The organism is Nostoc sp. FACHB-190, from assembly GCF_014696905.1.
Lineage (GTDB): Bacteria > Cyanobacteriota > Cyanobacteriia > Cyanobacteriales > Nostocaceae > Nostoc_B.
In genome coordinates, this window is record NZ_JACJQW010000021.1 from 109,300 (window position 1) to 127,200 (window position 17,901).

18 protein-coding genes and 1 tRNA gene are annotated in these 17,901 nt (G+C 41.6%); 9 read left to right on the forward strand and 10 right to left on the reverse strand.

Annotated features, from left to right (window positions below):
• Window positions 1-62 precede the first annotated feature (62 nt).
• The 3 genes from H6G28_RS21575 (at window position 63) to H6G28_RS21585 (ending at window position 4,559) form a co-directional block, all read left to right on the forward strand.
• Window positions 63-1,517: an HlyD family secretion protein gene (locus H6G28_RS21575; RefSeq protein WP_190673988.1), complete on the forward strand. Its 1,455-nt coding sequence runs from the start codon at window positions 63-65 to the stop codon at window positions 1,515-1,517.
• Window positions 1,518-1,575: 58 nt separating this feature from the next.
• The gene (locus tag H6G28_RS21580) at window positions 1,576-2,838 is read left to right on the forward strand and encodes an MFS transporter (RefSeq protein WP_190673992.1); all 1,263 of its coding nucleotides are present in this window, start codon (window positions 1,576-1,578) and stop codon (window positions 2,836-2,838) included.
• Window positions 2,839-2,990: 152 nt separating this feature from the next.
• Window positions 2,991-4,559 carry a DHA2 family efflux MFS transporter permease subunit gene (locus H6G28_RS21585; RefSeq protein ID WP_190673996.1) on the forward strand — a complete coding sequence of 523 codons (1,569 nt, stop codon included), beginning with the start codon at window positions 2,991-2,993 and terminating at the stop codon, window positions 4,557-4,559.
• A 207-nt stretch (window positions 4,560-4,766) separates the two neighbouring features.
• Here H6G28_RS21585 and H6G28_RS21590 read toward each other — a convergent pair whose 3' ends face one another.
• Window positions 4,767-5,420 (reverse strand): tetratricopeptide repeat protein, encoded by a 654-nt coding sequence (locus H6G28_RS21590; RefSeq protein ID WP_190592653.1) that lies wholly within the window; start codon window positions 5,418-5,420, stop codon window positions 4,767-4,769.
• 135 nt (window positions 5,421-5,555) lie between these two features.
• On the opposite strand from H6G28_RS21590, the gene H6G28_RS21595 reads away from it, so the two are divergent.
• On the forward strand, window positions 5,556-5,720 hold the full coding sequence (locus H6G28_RS21595; protein ID WP_190673998.1) for a hypothetical protein: 165 nt from the start codon (window positions 5,556-5,558) through the stop codon (window positions 5,718-5,720).
• Window positions 5,721-5,757: 37 nt separating this feature from the next.
• Here H6G28_RS21595 and H6G28_RS21600 read toward each other — a convergent pair whose 3' ends face one another.
• Window positions 5,758-6,564: an LmeA family phospholipid-binding protein gene (locus H6G28_RS21600; protein WP_190674001.1), complete on the reverse strand. Its 807-nt coding sequence runs from the start codon at window positions 6,562-6,564 to the stop codon at window positions 5,758-5,760.
• A 678-nt stretch (window positions 6,565-7,242) separates the two neighbouring features.
• Here H6G28_RS21600 and H6G28_RS21605 point away from each other — a divergent pair.
• The gene (locus tag H6G28_RS21605; protein ID WP_190592650.1) at window positions 7,243-7,563 is read left to right on the forward strand and encodes a hypothetical protein; all 321 of its coding nucleotides are present in this window, start codon (window positions 7,243-7,245) and stop codon (window positions 7,561-7,563) included.
• Between the two features lie 204 nt (window positions 7,564-7,767).
• On the opposite strand, the gene H6G28_RS21610 is transcribed toward H6G28_RS21605, so the two are convergent.
• A complete protein-coding gene (locus tag H6G28_RS21610) occupies window positions 7,768-8,037 on the reverse strand; it encodes a DUF3493 domain-containing protein (RefSeq protein WP_190674005.1) in 270 nt (89 codons plus the stop codon).
• Between the two features lie 33 nt (window positions 8,038-8,070).
• Here H6G28_RS21610 and H6G28_RS21615 point away from each other — a divergent pair.
• Window positions 8,071-8,142: transfer RNA gene (locus H6G28_RS21615), tRNA-Thr, on the forward strand.
• Here H6G28_RS21615 and H6G28_RS21620 read toward each other — a convergent pair.
• Window positions 8,143-9,186, reverse strand: a complete 1,044-nt coding sequence (locus tag H6G28_RS21620; RefSeq protein WP_190674008.1) for a M42 family metallopeptidase — start codon at window positions 9,184-9,186, stop codon at window positions 8,143-8,145.
• A gap of 62 nt (window positions 9,187-9,248) precedes the next feature.
• Between H6G28_RS21620 and H6G28_RS21625 the strand changes: the two genes are divergently transcribed.
• Window positions 9,249-10,025 carry a class II aldolase/adducin family protein gene (locus H6G28_RS21625; protein WP_190674010.1) on the forward strand — a complete coding sequence of 259 codons (777 nt, stop codon included), beginning with the start codon at window positions 9,249-9,251 and terminating at the stop codon, window positions 10,023-10,025.
• Here the strand turns inward: H6G28_RS21625 and H6G28_RS21630 are convergent.
• The 5 genes from H6G28_RS21630 to rpsO all read right to left on the reverse strand — a co-directional run bounded on the left by H6G28_RS21630 (window position 9,967) and on the right by rpsO (window position 15,119).
• Window positions 9,967-11,019 carry an SGNH/GDSL hydrolase family protein gene (locus H6G28_RS21630; protein ID WP_190674013.1) on the reverse strand — a complete coding sequence of 351 codons (1,053 nt, stop codon included), beginning with the start codon at window positions 11,017-11,019 and terminating at the stop codon, window positions 9,967-9,969. The genes H6G28_RS21625 and H6G28_RS21630 overlap by 59 nt on opposite strands.
• A gap of 191 nt (window positions 11,020-11,210) precedes the next feature.
• Complete coding sequence (locus H6G28_RS21635) at window positions 11,211-12,584, reverse strand: S-layer homology domain-containing protein (protein WP_190674017.1); 1,374 nt, start codon at window positions 12,582-12,584, stop codon at window positions 11,211-11,213.
• A 217-nt stretch (window positions 12,585-12,801) separates the two neighbouring features.
• Entirely contained in the window at window positions 12,802-13,860 is a 1,059-nt protein-coding gene (aroF, locus tag H6G28_RS21640; protein WP_190592644.1) for a 3-deoxy-7-phosphoheptulonate synthase, read from the reverse strand.
• 509 nt (window positions 13,861-14,369) lie between these two features.
• Complete coding sequence (locus H6G28_RS21645) at window positions 14,370-14,837, reverse strand: PAM68 family protein (RefSeq protein ID WP_190592643.1); 468 nt, start codon at window positions 14,835-14,837, stop codon at window positions 14,370-14,372.
• Between the two features lie 12 nt (window positions 14,838-14,849).
• Window positions 14,850-15,119, reverse strand: coding sequence for a 30S ribosomal protein S15 (gene rpsO / locus H6G28_RS21650; protein WP_190592642.1), 270 nt, complete (start codon window positions 15,117-15,119; stop codon window positions 14,850-14,852).
• Between the two features lie 395 nt (window positions 15,120-15,514).
• Between rpsO and H6G28_RS21655 the strand changes: the two genes are divergently transcribed.
• The gene (locus H6G28_RS21655; protein ID WP_190592641.1) at window positions 15,515-15,781 is read left to right on the forward strand and encodes a hypothetical protein; all 267 of its coding nucleotides are present in this window, start codon (window positions 15,515-15,517) and stop codon (window positions 15,779-15,781) included.
• The gene (locus tag H6G28_RS21660; protein ID WP_190592640.1) at window positions 15,778-16,593 is read left to right on the forward strand and encodes a phosphate/phosphite/phosphonate ABC transporter substrate-binding protein; all 816 of its coding nucleotides are present in this window, start codon (window positions 15,778-15,780) and stop codon (window positions 16,591-16,593) included. The genes H6G28_RS21655 and H6G28_RS21660 overlap by 4 nt, the downstream gene beginning before the upstream one ends.
• A gap of 16 nt (window positions 16,594-16,609) precedes the next feature.
• Here H6G28_RS21660 and H6G28_RS21665 read toward each other — a convergent pair whose 3' ends face one another.
• Window positions 16,610-17,098: a DUF1499 domain-containing protein gene (locus H6G28_RS21665; RefSeq protein WP_190592639.1), complete on the reverse strand. Its 489-nt coding sequence runs from the start codon at window positions 17,096-17,098 to the stop codon at window positions 16,610-16,612.
• Window positions 17,099-17,901 lie beyond the last annotated feature (803 nt).

A 17,901-nucleotide genomic window follows, 5' to 3' on the forward strand; every position in this document is an offset into this window, starting at 1 on the left:
AGAAGCTACTTGCAACTAAATAGTACGTATTCTAAATAATTGCCGCAAGGAAGAAGCTAACTATGACAACAACCACATTAAACGGACGCAAAAAAGAGAAAACATCTGTTGTCGAAACAGAAATAATTACTGATACTGAGACTTTAGATGCAGCGATCGCCACGCCAGAAGCACCGGAAACCGATGTCCACCCGCAGCCAGAGAAAAAACCCCGTAGTTCAAAGCGATTACCTTTAATTTTGGCGGGGTTGGGTGTAGGTGCGATCGCTGCTGGTACATTTGGTTATAACTACTGGCAATACGCTTCCTCTCACGAAGAAACAGACAATGCCACTGTTAGCGGGCATGTTCACCAAGTTAGTAGCAAAATTCCCGGAACGGTTGCTCAAGTTTTAGTCAACGACAACCAAGAAGTGCAACCGGGACAGTTACTAGTTAAACTTGACCCCCGTGACTATGAAAGTAAAGTGCAGCAAGCCGCCGCCGCCTTAGCCAACGCCCGCAGTCAAGCCGAAGCCGCCGCCGCCAATATTGCCTTAACGGCGGAAACCACCAATGCTAAGACAACTCAAGCCCAAGGTGATGTGAGTGGCGCTGTATCTGCCATTTCCACCGCCCAAGCAGCAGTACGAGAAGCCCAAGCCGGGATTCCCGCCGCCCAAGCCGATGTGGAATTAGCCCAAGCCGGGATTCCCGCCGCCCAAGCCCAGGTAGCCCAAGCCAACGCCAACCTGCAAAAAGCGGAAACAGATTATAACCGTTACAACAGCTTATATAAAGAAGGTGCGATCGCTCGTCAACAGTTGGATGCAGCCAAAGCCGCCTATGATGTCGCTTTAGCCCAGAAAAATGCCGCCATCCAAGGAGTTGAACAAGCCCAAGCCAGATTAGCCTCCGCCAAAGTTGGAGTAGCCCAAGCCCAATCTCGACTCGCCCAAGCCCAAGAAGGTGTTACCAGCGCCCAAGCCAAACTCGCCGCATCAAAAGGTGGATTGCAACAAGCGACAGCTGGAACTCAAGATACTAGCGTCAAACGTAGCCAATACGAAGCTGCCAAAGCGGCCATTTCTCAAGCCGAAGCATCCTTAAAAGATGCCCAATTGCAGTTATCCTACACCAACGTTACTGCCCCTAGTGCTGGGCGAGTTGGTAAAAAAACCGTGGAAATTGGCAATAGAATCCAAGCCGGATCACCATTAATGGCGATTGTTGATAACGAAAACTGGGTAGTAGCCAACTTTAAAGAAACCCAACTAGAAAGAATGCGCCCCGGACAACCAGTAGAAGTCAAACTCGATGCCTTTCCTCACCACACCTTTAGCGGCAAAGTTGACAGCATTTCCCCGGCTTCCGGCGCTCAATTTGCTTTATTACCACCAGACAACGCGACAGGTAACTTTACCAAAGTAGTGCAACGCATTCCTGTGAAGATAGTTTTAGACCAAAAGAGTATCCAAGGTTACGACTCCAGGATTACACCAGGGATGTCTGCGGAAGTTAGTGTGGAAGTTAAATAAAGTTTGTAATGAACTTGAGTGAAATGAGCATCAATTCCTGACAAATAACAAATGACAAATGACCAAATTTAAACAGTTGCAACTACCTGCCTTTCAGTCAAAAAACTATCGTTTGTTTTTTGCGGGACAAGGAATTTCCTTAATAGGAACATGGATGACTCAACTGGCTACGGTGTGGCTAGTGTATGACTTAACTAACTCACCATTAATGCTAGGTGTAGTTGGATTTGCTAGTCAAATCCCCAGTTTTTTTCTCGCTCCCTTTGGTGGCGTGTTTGTAGATCGCTTTTCGCGGTATCGTACTTTAATTGGTACGCAAATTATGGCGATGATCCAGTCTTTAGCGTTAGCTGTACTAACACTAACAGGCATGATTCAAATTTGGCATATCATCGCGTTGAGCTTATTACAAGGATTGATTAACGCTTTAGATGCACCAGCCAGACAAGCATTTGTCCCGGAACTAGTTGAACGCAGAGAAGATTTAGCGAATGCGATCGCCATCAATTCAACTATGATTAATGGGGCGCGACTTATTGGCCCCGCCATAGGCGGATTATTAATTGCCAGAGTTGGTGTTGCTTACTGTTTTTTAATCGACGGCTTGAGTTACATTGCTGTGATTGTCGGCTTACTAGCAATGAACATTAAGCCGTGGAAAATGCCGTCTAGTCCAGGTAATCCCTTAAAAAGAGTTAAAGAGGGATTTATTTATGCTTTTAGCTTTCCCCCAATTCGCGCCATTTTATTACTATCAGCTTTAGTTAGTTTAATGGGGTTGCAAAATACAATTCTAGTACCAGTTTTTGCCGAAACAATCCTTAAAGGTGGTGCTGAAACTTTAGGCTTTTTAATGGCAGCATCAGGAGTGGGAGCATTATCAGGGGGGATATATCTCGCTACTCGTAAAACTATTTTAGGCATTGGGAAATTAATTGCGATCGCACCAGCAATATTAGGCTGTGGTCTGATTGCATTTTCTGTTTCTCGATTTTTACCATTGTCTTTATTCACAATGCTATTTGTCGGTTTAGGAACAATTTTACAAATTGCTGCAAGTAATACCTTTTTGCAAACCATCGTGGAAGAAGATAAACGTGGAAGGTTAATGAGTCTATACACAATGTCATTTTTAGGTATGATACCTATAGGCAATTTAATCGGCGGTGGAATTGCAGATATCATTGGCGCTCCTAATACATTAATTATTGATGGTATAGCTTGTATTATCGGTTCAATATTTTTTAGTAGACAACTGCCAGCTTTACGGCAAATGGTAATACCAATTTATGAACAGAAAGGTATTTTAGTTAGGAAGTAAATTAGTGTTGAATTTGGTGATTTATTTTACGCCCAGATGCAGAGAGATTTAAGAGAGTATCGGTAGATAAAAACTCTGTCATCTCCAACCTCCTATCAATGGTACATTTTTAATATTCTCCCAATCTTCGCCCCTCAAAATGGAGCATGACTATGGCTAATATTTCGGCTGTAGCACCAGAAGGCATACCCTTAAGAACTTGGATTGGTGTATTAGCCAGTATGCTTGGTGCCTTTATGGCAGTTTTAGATATTCAAATCACTAACGCTTCATTGCAAGAAATTCAAGCATCTTTAGGTGCAACTTTAGAAGAAGGTTCTTGGATTTCTACTGCTTATCTTGTCGCCGAAATTGTCGTCATTCCCTTAACTGGATGGTTATCGCGGGTTTTTTCCCTCAGACTTTATTTATTAGTTAATACTGGATTATTTATCTTCTTTTCTATTTGCTGCGCTTGGGCGTGGGATTTAAATTCCATGATTGTTTTTCGGGCTTTGCAAGGCTTTACAGGAGGCGTTTTAATTCCTTCAGCTTTGACGGTTGTGTTAACAACTTTACCACCCGCCAAACAATCAATAGGACTTGCCGCATTTGCTATTACAGCAGTTTTCGCTCCATCAATTGGCCCGACTTTAGGCGGTTGGTTAACAGAAAATTATAGTTGGGAATATAGCTTTTATATCAATGTGTTTCCAGGTGCATTAATGCTGGCGGGTGTTTGGTATGGGATTAAGCAAGTCCAACCCCAAATTCAGTTATTAAAACAAGGTGATTGGTGGGGAATTTTTTCAATGGCTATTGGCTTAGGTTCCCTACAAGTTGTGTTGGAAGAAGGTAGCCGGAAAGATTGGTTTGGCTCACCATTAATTGTACGTTTAAGTATTATTGCCGCAATTTTTCTGACTTTATTTTTCTTGATTGAATTAACTCGTAAGCAACCATTTATTAATTTACGTTTATTACGTTATCGTAACTTTGGTTTAGCTAGTGTTGTAAATGTTTCCCTAGGGATAGGTTTATATGGTTCGATTTATATTTTGCCTTTGTATCTGGCTCAAATTCAAAAATATAACGCACTGCAAATTGGTGAGGTGTTAATTTGGGCAGGGATTCCCCAGTTATTTATTATTCCGTTTATTCCCAAACTTATGCAACGCATTGATGTGCGCTTTATGGTGGCATTAGGAGTAACTTTGTTTGCTATTAGTGCATTTATGAATGCGGGATTGACTAATCAAACCGGGTTAGATCAATTACGTTGGTCACAATTAGTCAGGGCAATGGGACAACCATTAATTATGGTTCCACTGACATCTATTGCAACTGCTGGGTTAAATCCTAAAGATGCAGGTTCAGCCAGTGGTTTATTTAATATGATGCGGAATATGGGTGGTTCTATTGGAATTGCTGTGTTAGCAACTTTATTAAGTAATAGAGAGCAATTTCACTCGAATAGATTAGGCGATGCTGTGTCTTTATATAACCCAGAAACGCAACAGCGAATTGACCAAATGACACAATATTTTATCAGCCGTGGTGCAGATTTAAGCACAGCACAAAATCAGGCGATCGCATCTATTTCCAATGTTGTTCGCCGCGAAGCATTTGTCATGGCTTTTAATGATTGTTTTTACTTTATTGGTCTAGCATTATTACTCAGTGGAATTGCAATTTTATTCATTAAAAAAGTAAAAGCAACTGGTGGTGCAGTTGCCCATTAAAATTAACTAATCCAACATTTCCTTGACAATATAAATTTTGTAGAGACTGATTAATTGTATCGTCATCAAGAAACGGTATTAGACTCTTAGTCTTATGAATAAAAAGATACCCGACTTCTTAAAGAAGTCGGGTATCTGAATCTTGCCGGGAAATTTATTTATGGGAATTTCCCTGTTGCCTGTTACATTTTAATACTGAATTCTTTTTCAAGATACGCCAGGATTATCAGCAGCCCGAATTTGTTTTAACATTTGTTCAATCTGGTAAACTCTATCATTGCGACTTTGGGTTTTAAAAATATTTAAAGCTTTTTCTAAAGAAGCAACCGCCTCATCTTTTTTATTAACTTGCCATAGTGCTTGTCCTAAATTAGTCATGGCTTCCCCATAACTAGGGTTTATTTCTAAAGCTTTGCGATATTGACTAATAGCATCATCCCAACGGTCTTGAGTTGCATATACAACACCGATCGCATTGTAAGCTAAAGCATATTTTGGCTTGAGACGAAGGGCTTCTTGATAAGCTGTAATCGCTGCTTCTGGTTGCTTTTGTCGCCGCAGTACATTACCAAGTTGAAAATGTCCAAAAGCATCGTCGGGATACTTTTTAATTAATCTACGTAAGACTTTTTCTGCACCTGTTAAATCACCACTGTTTAATAAATTGTTTGCTTGTTGAACTAGTTGCGATCGCTCGGAATTTCCATCATCCTGAAATTGTGCTAGTTTTTGTGGTTGTTTTTGAGTAATTTGTACATTTTCTTGCAATGCAACTTGTGTAGGAACTGCTAACACTAATGGCGATTCACCAATTGCAGCTATGAGACTCACTATGATGCTACTAATGGGTAGAATCTTCATTGCCTTCCACTCCTCAATAATGTCTTAATCCTTATCATAGATGGAAGTGCGTTACCTAACGTTCCCTAAAAGATTAGCGATCGCTCTGCAATTTTGGAAATACTGAAGTTAATAACATGCAACTTTGTAGTAAGTATGTCAGAAAATCACTTCGGTATTGAACAAACAAGACAAAAGAAAGAAAAAGAATCATACTCACAAACCAACGCCAGACTGCTTCGAGTCGAGCCAGCACGTTGCTTTGCTTCTCAAATTGGTGGCGACTGGCGTGGGAAACCCGCCCACGCAACTAACTCCTAAATTTGTTTATGGGGATGATCTTTTCACTTTTTACTTTTTAAGTTGCACTACCCCCGCTACGAGGGATACGTTCAACCTCCGCATATCCACTGAAAATTAATTTTTGCCCTTCAGTTTCTAAACGATTGAGCCGCATTTTGACTCCATCTAGGTCAAAGCGATCTAAATCAACCATATTATCTAAAATGTCTGCCAGCGCCACACTCAGGGTTTGAGAAATTGCTTTTTGCGTTTCTGGGACTTGCTCAAGGTCAATTTGGGGGTCTTTAAAAGAAATGCGTCGCCGCCTTTCCACAGCTATGGAAACTATCATATTTATGGGAACGAGTTCGCCATTATTTAAATCGGCTTTGGCGGTAATTCGCAGGTGATTTTCTGGTAAGAGTTGTACCTGAACTTCAGGAAAGGAAACTGGCTGACCACCAGATAATTCTGTTAAAGCAGGTACATCAAGGTTAACTAGGCGCTTTTTCACGAGTTCTGCCTTGAAAGCCTGGTTAATGCCTGTTTCGGATAATACTACTTGGGCGATCGCTTGTGTAGGTTGCTTCAGGCTTAATTTGCCACTTAATACCGCGCCAAAATCTATCGCCACTGCATCCGTTTCAAACGACATCTCCTCCACCGCAAAATCTTTGCGGATCACCAAGCCACGTCCGTTCATTTTGAAACTATCAATGCTACCTTGCAACAACTTACTGGAGGGATAGCAGCGTACCAAGACTTCTACTGACTCGCTTTGGGTAAACAGATGGCGAATCGTTTGGCTGGCCACTGTGTTGAGCATTCGCTCACCCCAGTCAGTGCCTTTAGGATCTTGTAAACCAGTTAGTCCGCCGAACATGAGTTAGTGCGTCTCTAGAAGTTCTTTGTACTTTTGTAACAAAATGTGAAGAATACAGCAACCCTCCAGAGATTGATTGTACTGATAACCTGACTTGGAATCGCTAATGTTTCTCTACGCAATGTGTTATATGTTACACAGATTGTCTAAGTTAAAGGAATAAATTTTTCTTGTTCTTGAGTCCTAAAAAAGTTAAAAGCGTCAAGCTAACAAACTGTTAGTTATGACGCTGGTGATTTTTTAGTTTTTTCCTAAATCCAGGGTCTTTAAATTGTATTTGACCCTATATAAAAATGATTTGTTTATCTTCAGGGTCTTTATATTGGCTGACCCCGTTTGAGTAATTATCATTTTCGCAGAGATTTTGATTTTTCCTAATTTCCTAATATTTTTTTTATATTTTCTCTCTTTCTATTGCAGATTATGTCAAAAAATTAAGAAAAAATAAAAATATTAAGTTATGTAAAAAGATGACAGATATTTCTGTCTAATCGCCTTCAATAATGCGAAACTCTTATCCCATATATCTTTGAGATATACTAATACTAGATATGAGGGATTAAAACAAATTAGTCTCAATCTTTGCTGATCTGTTTACAGCGTTGCAAAACACTTAATACATAATGGCAAGTGAAACGCTTGACATCCACTTAATCACTATTGGTGATTGAAATATCTATGTTAGAAACCAAAAACCCAAAAAATATCTCCAAAACAATTGCTATAGGCAGAAAATCTTCTTCTGGTAAAGAAAATGAAGCGATGAGAGCTATTGCATATAGCATGGATTTACTACTACCTGGTTTCTATGTATGGGTATTGGGTTTTAGTTTTCGCATTGGTGGAAGTTTACCAGATGATAGTCCTTATAAATATCCTGGTGAAATTCATAGTCAAACTGGAATTGCTTTAGTATTACCAGGGTATAGAATTTTTACGACTTATCAGGGTAGCTATGACCCTAAACAAACATCAGATACAGGGGCTAACAGCTTTTAATTGTACAGTTCTCGACTCCAATACTTTTGAAAATTTAATGACTCAAGCAGGGTATTCCATTTCAGGTAGCGCACCTGCACAATCCAATAGAATCAAAGTATGGTGGATTCATAGCGAATATCCAAGAGTCGAGTCTGTGTATAGTTCAGACAGGAAAATAGTGATCACGGCGTATCATGTTAACTGAATATTTATACTATTCCACTATTTAGGTAGTTGCCGACGTTTTTCCCAGCGCCACAAAAAGACCATCAGGGCAACAATTCCAACTTGCAATGCTAAATTCGGTAAAGCAGTCTCAAGTTCTTTGCCAGCAAGTACGCGAAAAAAGAAGACAAATGCACCAATAAAACTAGAAGCGCCCACAGCAACATAGATAAATTGCCGTAAGCCGCGATATGGTGCGGCGATTTCTGCTTTGAGACGGGCATATTGTTCTGGATTTAGGCGGGTTTTGGGATTTGGGTCTACCATTGGTAAATAATGCTATAATTTCTAATCGTGTATGCCGATGTGGCTCAGTGGTAGAGCAGCTGATTCGTAATCAGCAGGCCACGGGTTCAAATCCCGTCATCGGCTTTATTCGGTGAATGTTTCGCAAAAGCCTTTTAATAGATTAATACAGTTAGCGATCGCACCTAAATGAGCAATTTCATAACCGTGGGTGTTTTGTGTGGGAAACGCCAAACAAGCTGCACGACCGACATGACCAAATTTCATCGCAATGGAAGCATCACTACCAAAGCCACTGAGAATAGTTAATTGTAAGGTTATATCTAGTTGCTTCGCAGCACGGCACAATTGTAAATTCAAGGTTTCGTCATATATGCCATAGGCATCTTGAGACAGCAACACCGGACTTTCATTATCCTGTATGGGGTATTCTGGAGACAAGGGACAAATTTCTAAAGCAATCAACGCATCTAATTGCTGATTTTGGGTAAAAAATAACGCCCCAATTGCGCCGACTTCTTCTTTGGCTGAGGCGACTAAATACACATCACAGGCTGGTTGCTTCAGGGTTTGCGCTAAACCTAACAAAATCGCAACTGAAGCTTTATTATCTAAGGTGTAACTGGCGATGTGATTGTTTAAGCGAATGGGATGTTTGCGATGTTTGCCAACAACCATTCTGGTTCCTGGTCGAATACCTGCGGCTTCTAGTTGGGCGGTGGTGCGCTTGGTTTCAATCCAGGCATTTTCCCATTTTACAGGTGTGTCTTCTTGTTGGACTTTTTGCGGAGATTCGTGAGAGACATGGCGAGAACCAAAACTGAGAATACCAGAGATAGTTTCATTGTCGCCTAATAAATCAACCACGCCTTCACCATAAACCCAAGGAAAAGCACCGCCAAGTTTGCGGACTTCTACTTTACCTGCTTCGCCAACTGTTTTGACAATTGCGCCAATTTCATCTTTGTGGGCGGTAATAGCGATCACTCTAGTAGAGTCTTTCCCTGGAATTTTAGCAATAATATTGTCAGCGCGATCGCTCCAAACTTCTACTCCCAGGGCAGCAAATTGCTGGAGTAAAAATTGGTTAATCTCACCCTCTACACCGCTAGGCGAATGGTGCATCACCAATTCTTCAATAATCTTAAATAACTGTTCGTAATCCCACATTCATTAAAATTATTCTGTCTTCTGCCTTATCCTAACGATAAATATTCACCACTGGCTTAATTATGCAAACAATATCTGTACAAAAACCAAACGCACCTGAACCACCAAAATTTACTTCTATTACCGAAGAACGCCTACACCGGAAACAAAGACTAGCCGCCGCCTTGCGGTTATTTTCCCGCTATGGCTTTGATGAGGGAATTGCAGGTCATATCACAGCACGCGACCCGGAAACGCCGGAACACTTTTGGGTGAATCCTTTTGGAATGCACTTTGGTTTAATTCGCGTCAGTGACCTAATTTTAGTCAATCAAGAAGGTGAGGTAATTATAGGCGATCGCCCAGTGAATCGGGCTGCGTTTGCCATTCATTCCCAAATTCATGCAGCTAGACCAGATGTCGTCGCCGCCGCCCATGCTCATTCTATCTATGGTAAAAGCTGGTCAAGCCTTGGTCGCTTGCTTGACCCCCTGACTCAAGATGCTTGTGCTTTTTACCAAGACCACAGCTTATTTGATGACTATACAGGTGTAGTGCTTGACCCGCAGGAAGGACAGCGCATTGCCCAAACCCTGGGGACAAACAAAGCCATTATCCTGAAAAACCACGGTTTACTTACTGTTGGTCACTCAGTCGATGAAGCTGCTTGGTGGTTCACCACAATGGAGCGTTCTTGTCAAGCACAATTATTAGCTGAGGCTGCGGGTAAACCTAGCCCGATTAAACATGAGTATGCAGAGATAGCACATACTCAAGTTGGTTCGCATAATTTAGGTTGGTTTAGCTTTCAACCTTTATACGAGATAATTGTGCGTCAAGAACCGGATTTGCTGGAGTGACAGCCAGCTTTTTTTGTTGGCGCTTGCGTATTCCAACTCCACCCACAACACCAAGCGCCAATAATCCTAAAGTTGTAGAAGATTCGGGGACTTCCTGTGCTTGGATGGCGGCTAGTGCGGTATCTGCGATAAATTGATGCGCCGTGGTAGTTGGGTGAAAATCGTCCCAAAACAAAAACTTAGTTTGGTCGTTTCGGCAGATATCAAACCGAGATAAGCAAGAGTCAGTAACATTATTAAACCCGAATTGCGCTGGAGATGCGATCGCCCGATTAAATAAAGAATTGACATCCACAGGAATAACATTCAGATTGGAATTTTGACTGAAAGCAGCGACAGTTGCTTGCAAGCTAAAATTAAAATTATTGCTTGATTGCGTCAGACTAGCCGGAACTCGATTATCTACAGTAGCGCCTGGAAGCTTGCCTAAATCGGGCAAGTTAAACACTAAAAGATTTCTTGCACCCACACTCACCAGGGTACTTAATGCCTGAGTAATGTTATTAACTGGTATTGATGAGTCGTCGGGATTAGGGAATAGAAAGTCATTAGCACCACCCCACACAACATACAGTGCATTTGGGTCAGCAGTTTGGTTATTAGCCAATAAAGACTGAGCAAATACACCTACTTGTCCTAAAACTCCCGGTAATGGTGCATCTCTCACAACCGCATTACCCAAACCAGACGAAGAACCACCAAAGGCAAAGTTAATACCTTGGCTGGGATTACCATTATTCAAATCGGTGATTAAAGCAGGGTTTAATCCTAACTGATTACCAAAATATTCCAACCACAAAGGGCCATTAGAGAAACGGCCATTAAAGTAAGGCGGACTTGCTGGAAAAGTACCACCCGTGGCATTGAAAACATTACCTGTATCCGATAAGCTATCACCAAATACATAAAGCTGGCTAAAATTCGCAGCCAAAGCTTTCTGCGGCAACACCAAAGATACAACGACAAAACCAGCCGCCAACAATTGTTTTTTCATCTGCTGCGTATCCAGTAAAAAGATATTTGAGAAAAAGGTAAATGTACCGACTGTATTTTTAAATGATGGTTAAAATTTGTAGTTACAGTTCCAAATTTCTGCAATTTTACTGAAAAAGTCGCAGCAGATAAAGACGCAGCAAAATATATTTACTGAATTTTCACGATTTACGAATATTGTATAAAGAAGAATCAGGCAGGCGATCGCTTCACCTTCAAAGCATCAGCAGCAGATACACCCTCGCCTAGCGTGCCAAAATACCATAAAGCAGCCGCCGCCTCAGCACGAGTCACAGGTTTTTTCGGTTGAAATAGCGTCGTATAACCAAATACTCGCCGAATATTTGATTGTTCCGCACTTTGGAAATCTGCCAAAATAGCCCTTAATGCCTTCGGGTCGATTTTCCCAGCATCTTGGAAACCCCAAGTTTGTTGAACTGCATTTAAATTAGCCGTGGGTAAAGCTTGGCGAGTATCCAAAGGCACTTTCCATAAAATCATCTGTTCCCTAGTTAAAGGTGCATCAGGACGAAACAAAACTGTGGTTGTATCTCCTGATAAGGTACTAGGAATTAAACCAGCTTCAGCTAGTCCCTGAATTGCGGCAAAATCTGGGTCTGTTTTTGCTACATCACTAAAAGCAGGTTGCGTACTTTCACTAGCCAAACGTATCTGCTTAGTAGAATTGTTCGGATACATCGCATTATTAGCCGCAACCAACCAACGCGCATAGATTCGGCGGGTGATAATTTTACCAGGTTCAAATAAATTCGTGTTATTTGTATTCGCCTTATTTGCGGGAGATTCCACCGATAACACACCCAAGGCGGCTAAATCTTGGATATGTTGACGTAATTCTTGTGGTACTTTGTTGAGGTCAGCAAATTCTTGAGATACTGCTGTAGTTGCAGTGGTGGTTGAATTATTGGGTGTAGTGTTGGGTTGGGGAGTTGTAGTGTTAGGTGCAACTGGCCCAATAAACTGCGGATCACCAGCTTGGGGAGTATTGTTAGTTGTGGGCTGAGATTGTGCAGTATTGGTACTATTGGGCGCATAATCAATCACTATGCTAGTAGCTGTTTGTGGTTGATTAGGTGCAGGATTTGTCACAGATTGGGGTTGGATAGATACTTTGACTAGCAAATCATTGCGTCGTGCTTCAAAAGTACCTACATCATCAGTTGGCTGTTGTGAAATTTGCCAGTTATTATCTTGCAACTGGCTACGATAAAAGCTCGTAATAAAATTGCTGGGGTCAGAACTCAGCCAACGAGTTGATACTTGATTATTGGAATTACTTGCAGGTGTAACTTCCTGAAGTGTGGCATTAGTATATAAGGGAATCTCTTTGGGAAAATCCGCAGGAAGCTGGACTGTTGTTGTATTTTGCGCTGGTGCTTCGTTTTTACTAGTTTCTCCAAAAACAACTGGGTTGTTTTGCAGTCGAGGATCAGCCGCCAAAGAATTTTCCAGGTTTTTAGCGGCTGGAGTGTTGCTACAAGCTGTTAGGGAAGTAAGTAAAACAGCCAAGCTTAATAAGGCGGCTGGACGTTTGCAAAGAAACACAAGCAGGAATGGATAAATTACGTGTCCTTTTCTACCCTAGCGCAGACTGGCAAAAGTTCACGATTGATTGGAATTTAGATTTCTTAACATCGCACTAGTAACACCTGAGATGTACTCTACAAAGAACACTACTAAAGGAATTGCTAAAGGTATGGGGTGTAAGTATTCAAAACCCTTACACCCCCACAGATAATTTTGGTGCGTAAGTCCTGTTACCTTAAGCCAAAGCGGTTGCAGGTTGTGGCCAGCGTCCTACAGCTTTGCCAACCACAGCCAATTCTTGCATTAACTGGTCAAAACGCTCTGGTGTCAACGATTGTGGCCCGTCAGATAAAGCTTTTTTCGGGTTGGGATGCACTTCAATCATGAGAGAATCAGTACCAGATGCGATCGCAGCCATCGCCATAGCCGGTACAAACTCAGCCCAGCCAACACCATGACTAGGATCAATCATAATCGGCAGGTGTGTGAGTTTTCGCAATACAGGTACTACCGATAAATCTAGGGTGTTGCGGGTGTACTGGCGGTCAAAGGTGCGAATACCGCGCTCACATAAAATTACATTCGGATTTCCCGCCGCCAAAATATACTCAGCCGCCATTAACCACTCTTCAATTGTGGATGACATTCCCCGTTTCAACAGCACCGGCTTGGGTTGTGCGCCGACTTTTTTCAGCAGCGAGAAGTTCTGCATATTTCTCGCCCCTACCTGGACAACATCAGCAATTTCCGCAATTTTATCAAGTTCAGCAGCGTCCATCACTTCAGTGATTATACCCAACCCGCTAACTTCTCGCGCCTTGGCCAGTAAATCCAAAGCACTTTCACCATGTCCTTGAAAAGCATAAGGCGAAGTCCGGGGTTTGTATGCACCGCCGCGTAAAAACTTAGCACCTGCGGCTTTAACTCGCTGTGCTGTTTCCACAATCATTTCTTCGTTTTCTACCGAGCAAGGGCCAGCCACCACCACTAACGGATATTGTTCGCCAAAGACAACTGCACCATCAGGAGTATTCACCACCACTTCTGAAGCTTCGCCATGACGAAATTGACGACTAGCGCGTTTATAAGGCTGTTCTACTCTTAAAACTTGCTCAATCCACGGGCTAATTTCTTGAATTTGTAGGGGATCTAAATCAGCAGTATCACCGACTAAACCAATTACGACTTTGTGTTTACCTATAATTTTTTCTGGTGTTAGTCCCCAGCTAGTTAGTTCCTCGTCAATGCGGTTGATTTCCGCCTCTGGGGAACCAATCTTCATGACTACGATCATCTTAAATTACCTGATTAGTTGAGTGAAATATCAAATGAATAAGCTTAACTATATTGTCGTACTTCTCAGTGTGGCGCGTAATTTTTAATGATGAGAAATTAACATTTATTAGGTGACAGGTGACAGGTTATAGGTTACAGGTTATGAGTTACAGGTTACAGGTTATAGGTTAGAGAGTTAGAAGTCTTTTGCTGTCGGTTACGTTTACTAAACTTATTTCGTCAGACGTGTTAATGGATGTACTTATTCAAAACCCTGACACCGTTCGCCTGACGCTCACGGCGAAGCCCTATACTCTTTCACACCCACACCCAGTCTCCACAGATAATCTTTGTGCGTAAGTCCTATATGTAAAAAAATAAGGCGCTCAGTCTTGGAACTACTGGATATTGGGTGACATCAGATAGTAGATTTCTGGATTAGCAATGTTGAAGTTATATAACTTTAACTTCAACATTTATGCGTAAATTACCCAATACTGAGTTATCTGAATACCTGAGCGCCAATTGTCAGAGGTTCTTTTGTCGAGTTTCGCGCCAAACCGCTACCATACGTCCGAAATTGGTGGAAAACTCACTGATTCCGAGTAAACCTCCTGGTCTTTCTTCATCCCAAGAGGCTGAAAGAACGCCGTAAGTAATGCCTAACACACCTAAACCAAATAGCCCCATATTAACCAGTAAGACGGCAACAGGAGCTATTTTGATCTGGGCTTGTGTCGCTAGTAGATAGCTAACTACTAATGTAGTAATCCCTAACGCTGTGGGGACACCACAAAAAAATGCCACCCGCCGAATCATCCTCTGACTCACCACTTTGGGAATAGCCATTTCTTCTTTTGTCAATGGCGGTTTCTGGCTGGCTGATTCTGTGGAAATATTGGATTTGATGGGATTTTTTTGAACTTTTACAGGTTTTTGGCGTTTTTTGTTCGGTTCAAAAGGCAAACGACTGCGTTCAGATTCTTCAGCAGACATAAGCGATAGTCCCTATCCACGAATACCAAGGCGAGCAATCAAAGCTTGATATTTTTCCCGATTTTCTTGCTGGAGATAAGCCAGCAGGCGTTTACGATGACCAATCAGCTTAAGCAAACCACGGCGGGAAGAGTGGTCTTTTTTGTTTGCTTGGAGGTGTTCGCTGAGGCGGTTAATTCGCTCTGTTAACATTGCGATTTGGACATCAGTCGAACCAGTATCGGTTTCGTGAACTTGGAAGTTGGAAATTATTTCTTGTTTGCGCTGTTGCGTCAGAGCCATGATCTATTTTTCTAGTTTTTCTAAATATATGCAGCAGTCTCCCATAATATCACAGCCATAAAGCTGTATGGGGAATTAGTTGGCAGTGATTATTAATTATGAGTATTTTTGCTAAACTTTTACATTTATTTTAACTCTGGCGATCGCTTGACGTATTTCACTTATATTAGTCGTTGCAAATATCACAATGAATCAATATTTACTATTGCGGCTGATACTCTTTTGCTCTACTAAACATGATTTCTCTGCCATCTAATACGTAGAGATGTTGTATACAACATCTCTACATTTTGGATAAAAGCTTGCTTGTGGCCTCAAGCTATGCCATATTAATATACATCACTAAATCTATCGAATTACCGTATTTATAGGACATAGCTCAAAAGGTAGTAATAATGACAGTTGCACAGCAAAATACAGCATCCTTAACTATTGGCTTAAATAATTCTCAGAACATTAATCAAAGCCTGTGGCAGCCTGTGTTGATTGGGACAGCGTTTTTTCAGCGATTGTGGTCGCATACTAAAAGCTATGGCATAGTTTTCAAGATTATGTTTTTGACCTTGATGAGTCTAATTTTCCTCAGCATTCATTGGTCATATCGCAAGCTAATCATAGTTCCCGCACTACAAAATGAATTGGATTTGGAGAGTCATCAGTGAGTGAACTAACAAAGCTGCGGGTCATATCTTACTTAGCGCCGAGTTGGTTTGGGTTTTATGAAGCAATTGTGGGTTATGTTGGTCGGATTTTGGGAGTCGAAACCCAACTACAAGCAAGTCAATATGACCCGCTACAAGACCCAACACTCTTAACGAACCAGCTAGATTTAGCGTTTATTTGTGGTTTACCTCTGGTCAGATATAATCAAGTAGCGAAAAATCAACTACAACCAATAGTTGCGCCAGTGCTGGATGCACCACGTTATCAAAACCATCCTGTTTACTTTACGGATGTGATTGTGAATGCCAATAGTCATCTGTATAGTTTTGCAGACTTGGCTGGTAAAACTCTGTGTTACAACGACCTCGGCTCTAATAGTGGCTATAATCTGCTCCGACATCGGTTATTACAAGGTCAACACCCAAAAAACTTTTTTGGACAGACAATAGCATCAGGATTTCACCAGCGTTCGATACGTTGGGTGGTGGATGGGCTTGCAGATTGCGCGGGGATTGATAGTGTAGTTTTGGAACAAGAACTACGAGATTTTCCTGAGTTATCTGAACATTTGCGAGTGATAGAAGTGATTGGCCCATGTCCGATACCGCCTTTAGTCGCTGCACCACATTTAGATAAATCAGTGATTGAGCAGATTCAAGCAGCCTTACTCCGACCTGATGCAGAACTTCAAATTGCTATGACCAAAGTTGGTGTCAAGGGTTTTGCGGCTGTGGATTTATCAGACTATGAGGCGATCGCTACAATCTACAATACTGCAATTCAGGCAGGCTATGAAGTAATTGGTAACTGAGCGATCGCACTGCAACTTAAATCTTTAAATCGCGCAAAGCCAGACGAATTTGCTCTACACGTGTGCGGTTGACACCAAGATCCGATTGTCCGACACGAGACGCAGAACGGATATGAATCACTGATTCATTTTCAGGAAAATAAAACTCCACATCATCAATAAATTTGAAGATGCGACTCTTAGAAAGAGCGTGAATGTAATTATCTGTTTGTTCTATCACCTCTGTTCGAGGAACAACGGTGAGAACCTTGAGTAAGGTTGCGCGTGCTGTATCCCGGTCTACATGATAAGCGATCGGTTCAATGGCGTGTTTTGCATCCGCACCTTGACTTACAACACAGTTTGGCGAACTCGGACAAGCGGTTAGATGACCATGATCAATTCCCAAGCTAGAAGCAGCCCAAACAGGAGTAGGTAGAGTGAAACTACTAGCTAGGGCGATAAATATGACAACAGCCATATTCAACAGATTTCGTTGTGTAACTGCTGTGAGCCAACGCATCATAATCAATCCACTCCTCAAGGTTAAATAACACTTAACTTATACAATACCTTTGCCAATTTACAACGCTCAGTCCTGAGTGCTGAGTGCTGAGTGCTGAGTAAGAAGAAAGAGGAAGGAAGTACTTCTGCACTATGGTAAAAGCCCCGCCCGATGTTAAGCGGAATCCTATTACCGAGAGAAGGTTGATACCCCACCCCTTGCGATGCCCTGAGCTTGTCGTTCGCGTAGCGTCTCCGGTAGGAGAAGGGTCGAAGTGTGGGTGGTCTTTTTAACTCAGCACTCAGCACTTTTAACTCAGCACTTTTTATGAAGGTGAGTTTATCTATAAACTCCCATTTCTCCAAGGCTGGGCAAAAACAATAAGTCCTAAAAATTCTTTCAAGGTTTCCCGTAAGCATTTTTTCATATATTGCACGCAGTCTCAAGGGTTTGAGCTTCCTAGCTACTTTGTAAGCTAAACGCTTATGTATGAGTCATTTTGCCGTTTTTGCCAAAATTTTTGTAGGCTCTTATTTTGACAAAGGTATTGTATGTAATTGTCGTTTAGATTCTTTCCCTCATACCTCTAAACGCGCTTAACTGCCTTCAGAATCTTTTGTGTGTGCTAAATAGATGATTTAGCTTTCAGCTTGTTGATTTTATACTTATTAATTTAAGTGGACAAAAGGTAAGCCGGAAAGTTATAAATTTTAGGAAATTGACTTTATAGGATATATTCAATTTTTATCAAATCAGAAATACTGGCGACAGCCCACAAGTTACTTAAGCAATAAATCACACTTTTACACAAGCAAGGTAAGAAA

Excerpts from the sequence above, each read along its gene's own strand:
- H6G28_RS21590 (WP_190592653.1), bottom strand. The coding sequence starts at position 5,420 with ATGAAGATTCTACCCATTAGTAGCATCATAGTGAGTCTCATAGCTGCA.
- H6G28_RS21605 (WP_190592650.1), top strand. The coding sequence starts at position 7,243 with ATGTTAGAAACCAAAAACCCAAAAAATATCTCCAAAACAATTGCTATA.
- H6G28_RS21655 (WP_190592641.1), top strand. The coding sequence starts at position 15,515 with ATGACAGTTGCACAGCAAAATACAGCATCCTTAACTATTGGCTTAAAT.
- aroF (WP_190592644.1), bottom strand. The coding sequence starts at position 13,860 with ATGATCGTAGTCATGAAGATTGGTTCCCCAGAGGCGGAAATCAACCGC.
- H6G28_RS21580 (WP_190673992.1), top strand. The coding sequence starts at position 1,576 with ATGACCAAATTTAAACAGTTGCAACTACCTGCCTTTCAGTCAAAAAAC.
- rpsO (WP_190592642.1), bottom strand. The coding sequence starts at position 15,119 with ATGGCTCTGACGCAACAGCGCAAACAAGAAATAATTTCCAACTTCCAA.
- H6G28_RS21620 (WP_190674008.1), bottom strand. The coding sequence starts at position 9,186 with ATGTGGGATTACGAACAGTTATTTAAGATTATTGAAGAATTGGTGATG.
- H6G28_RS21610 (WP_190674005.1), bottom strand. The coding sequence starts at position 8,037 with ATGGTAGACCCAAATCCCAAAACCCGCCTAAATCCAGAACAATATGCC.
- H6G28_RS21575 (WP_190673988.1), top strand. The coding sequence starts at position 63 with ATGACAACAACCACATTAAACGGACGCAAAAAAGAGAAAACATCTGTT.
- H6G28_RS21625 (WP_190674010.1), top strand. The coding sequence starts at position 9,249 with ATGCAAACAATATCTGTACAAAAACCAAACGCACCTGAACCACCAAAA.
- H6G28_RS21595 (WP_190673998.1), top strand. The coding sequence starts at position 5,556 with ATGTCAGAAAATCACTTCGGTATTGAACAAACAAGACAAAAGAAAGAA.
- H6G28_RS21665 (WP_190592639.1), bottom strand. The coding sequence starts at position 17,098 with ATGATGCGTTGGCTCACAGCAGTTACACAACGAAATCTGTTGAATATG.
- H6G28_RS21585 (WP_190673996.1), top strand. The coding sequence starts at position 2,991 with ATGGCTAATATTTCGGCTGTAGCACCAGAAGGCATACCCTTAAGAACT.
- H6G28_RS21645 (WP_190592643.1), bottom strand. The coding sequence starts at position 14,837 with ATGTCTGCTGAAGAATCTGAACGCAGTCGTTTGCCTTTTGAACCGAAC.
- H6G28_RS21630 (WP_190674013.1), bottom strand. The coding sequence starts at position 11,019 with ATGAAAAAACAATTGTTGGCGGCTGGTTTTGTCGTTGTATCTTTGGTG.
- H6G28_RS21600 (WP_190674001.1), bottom strand. The coding sequence starts at position 6,564 with ATGTTCGGCGGACTAACTGGTTTACAAGATCCTAAAGGCACTGACTGG.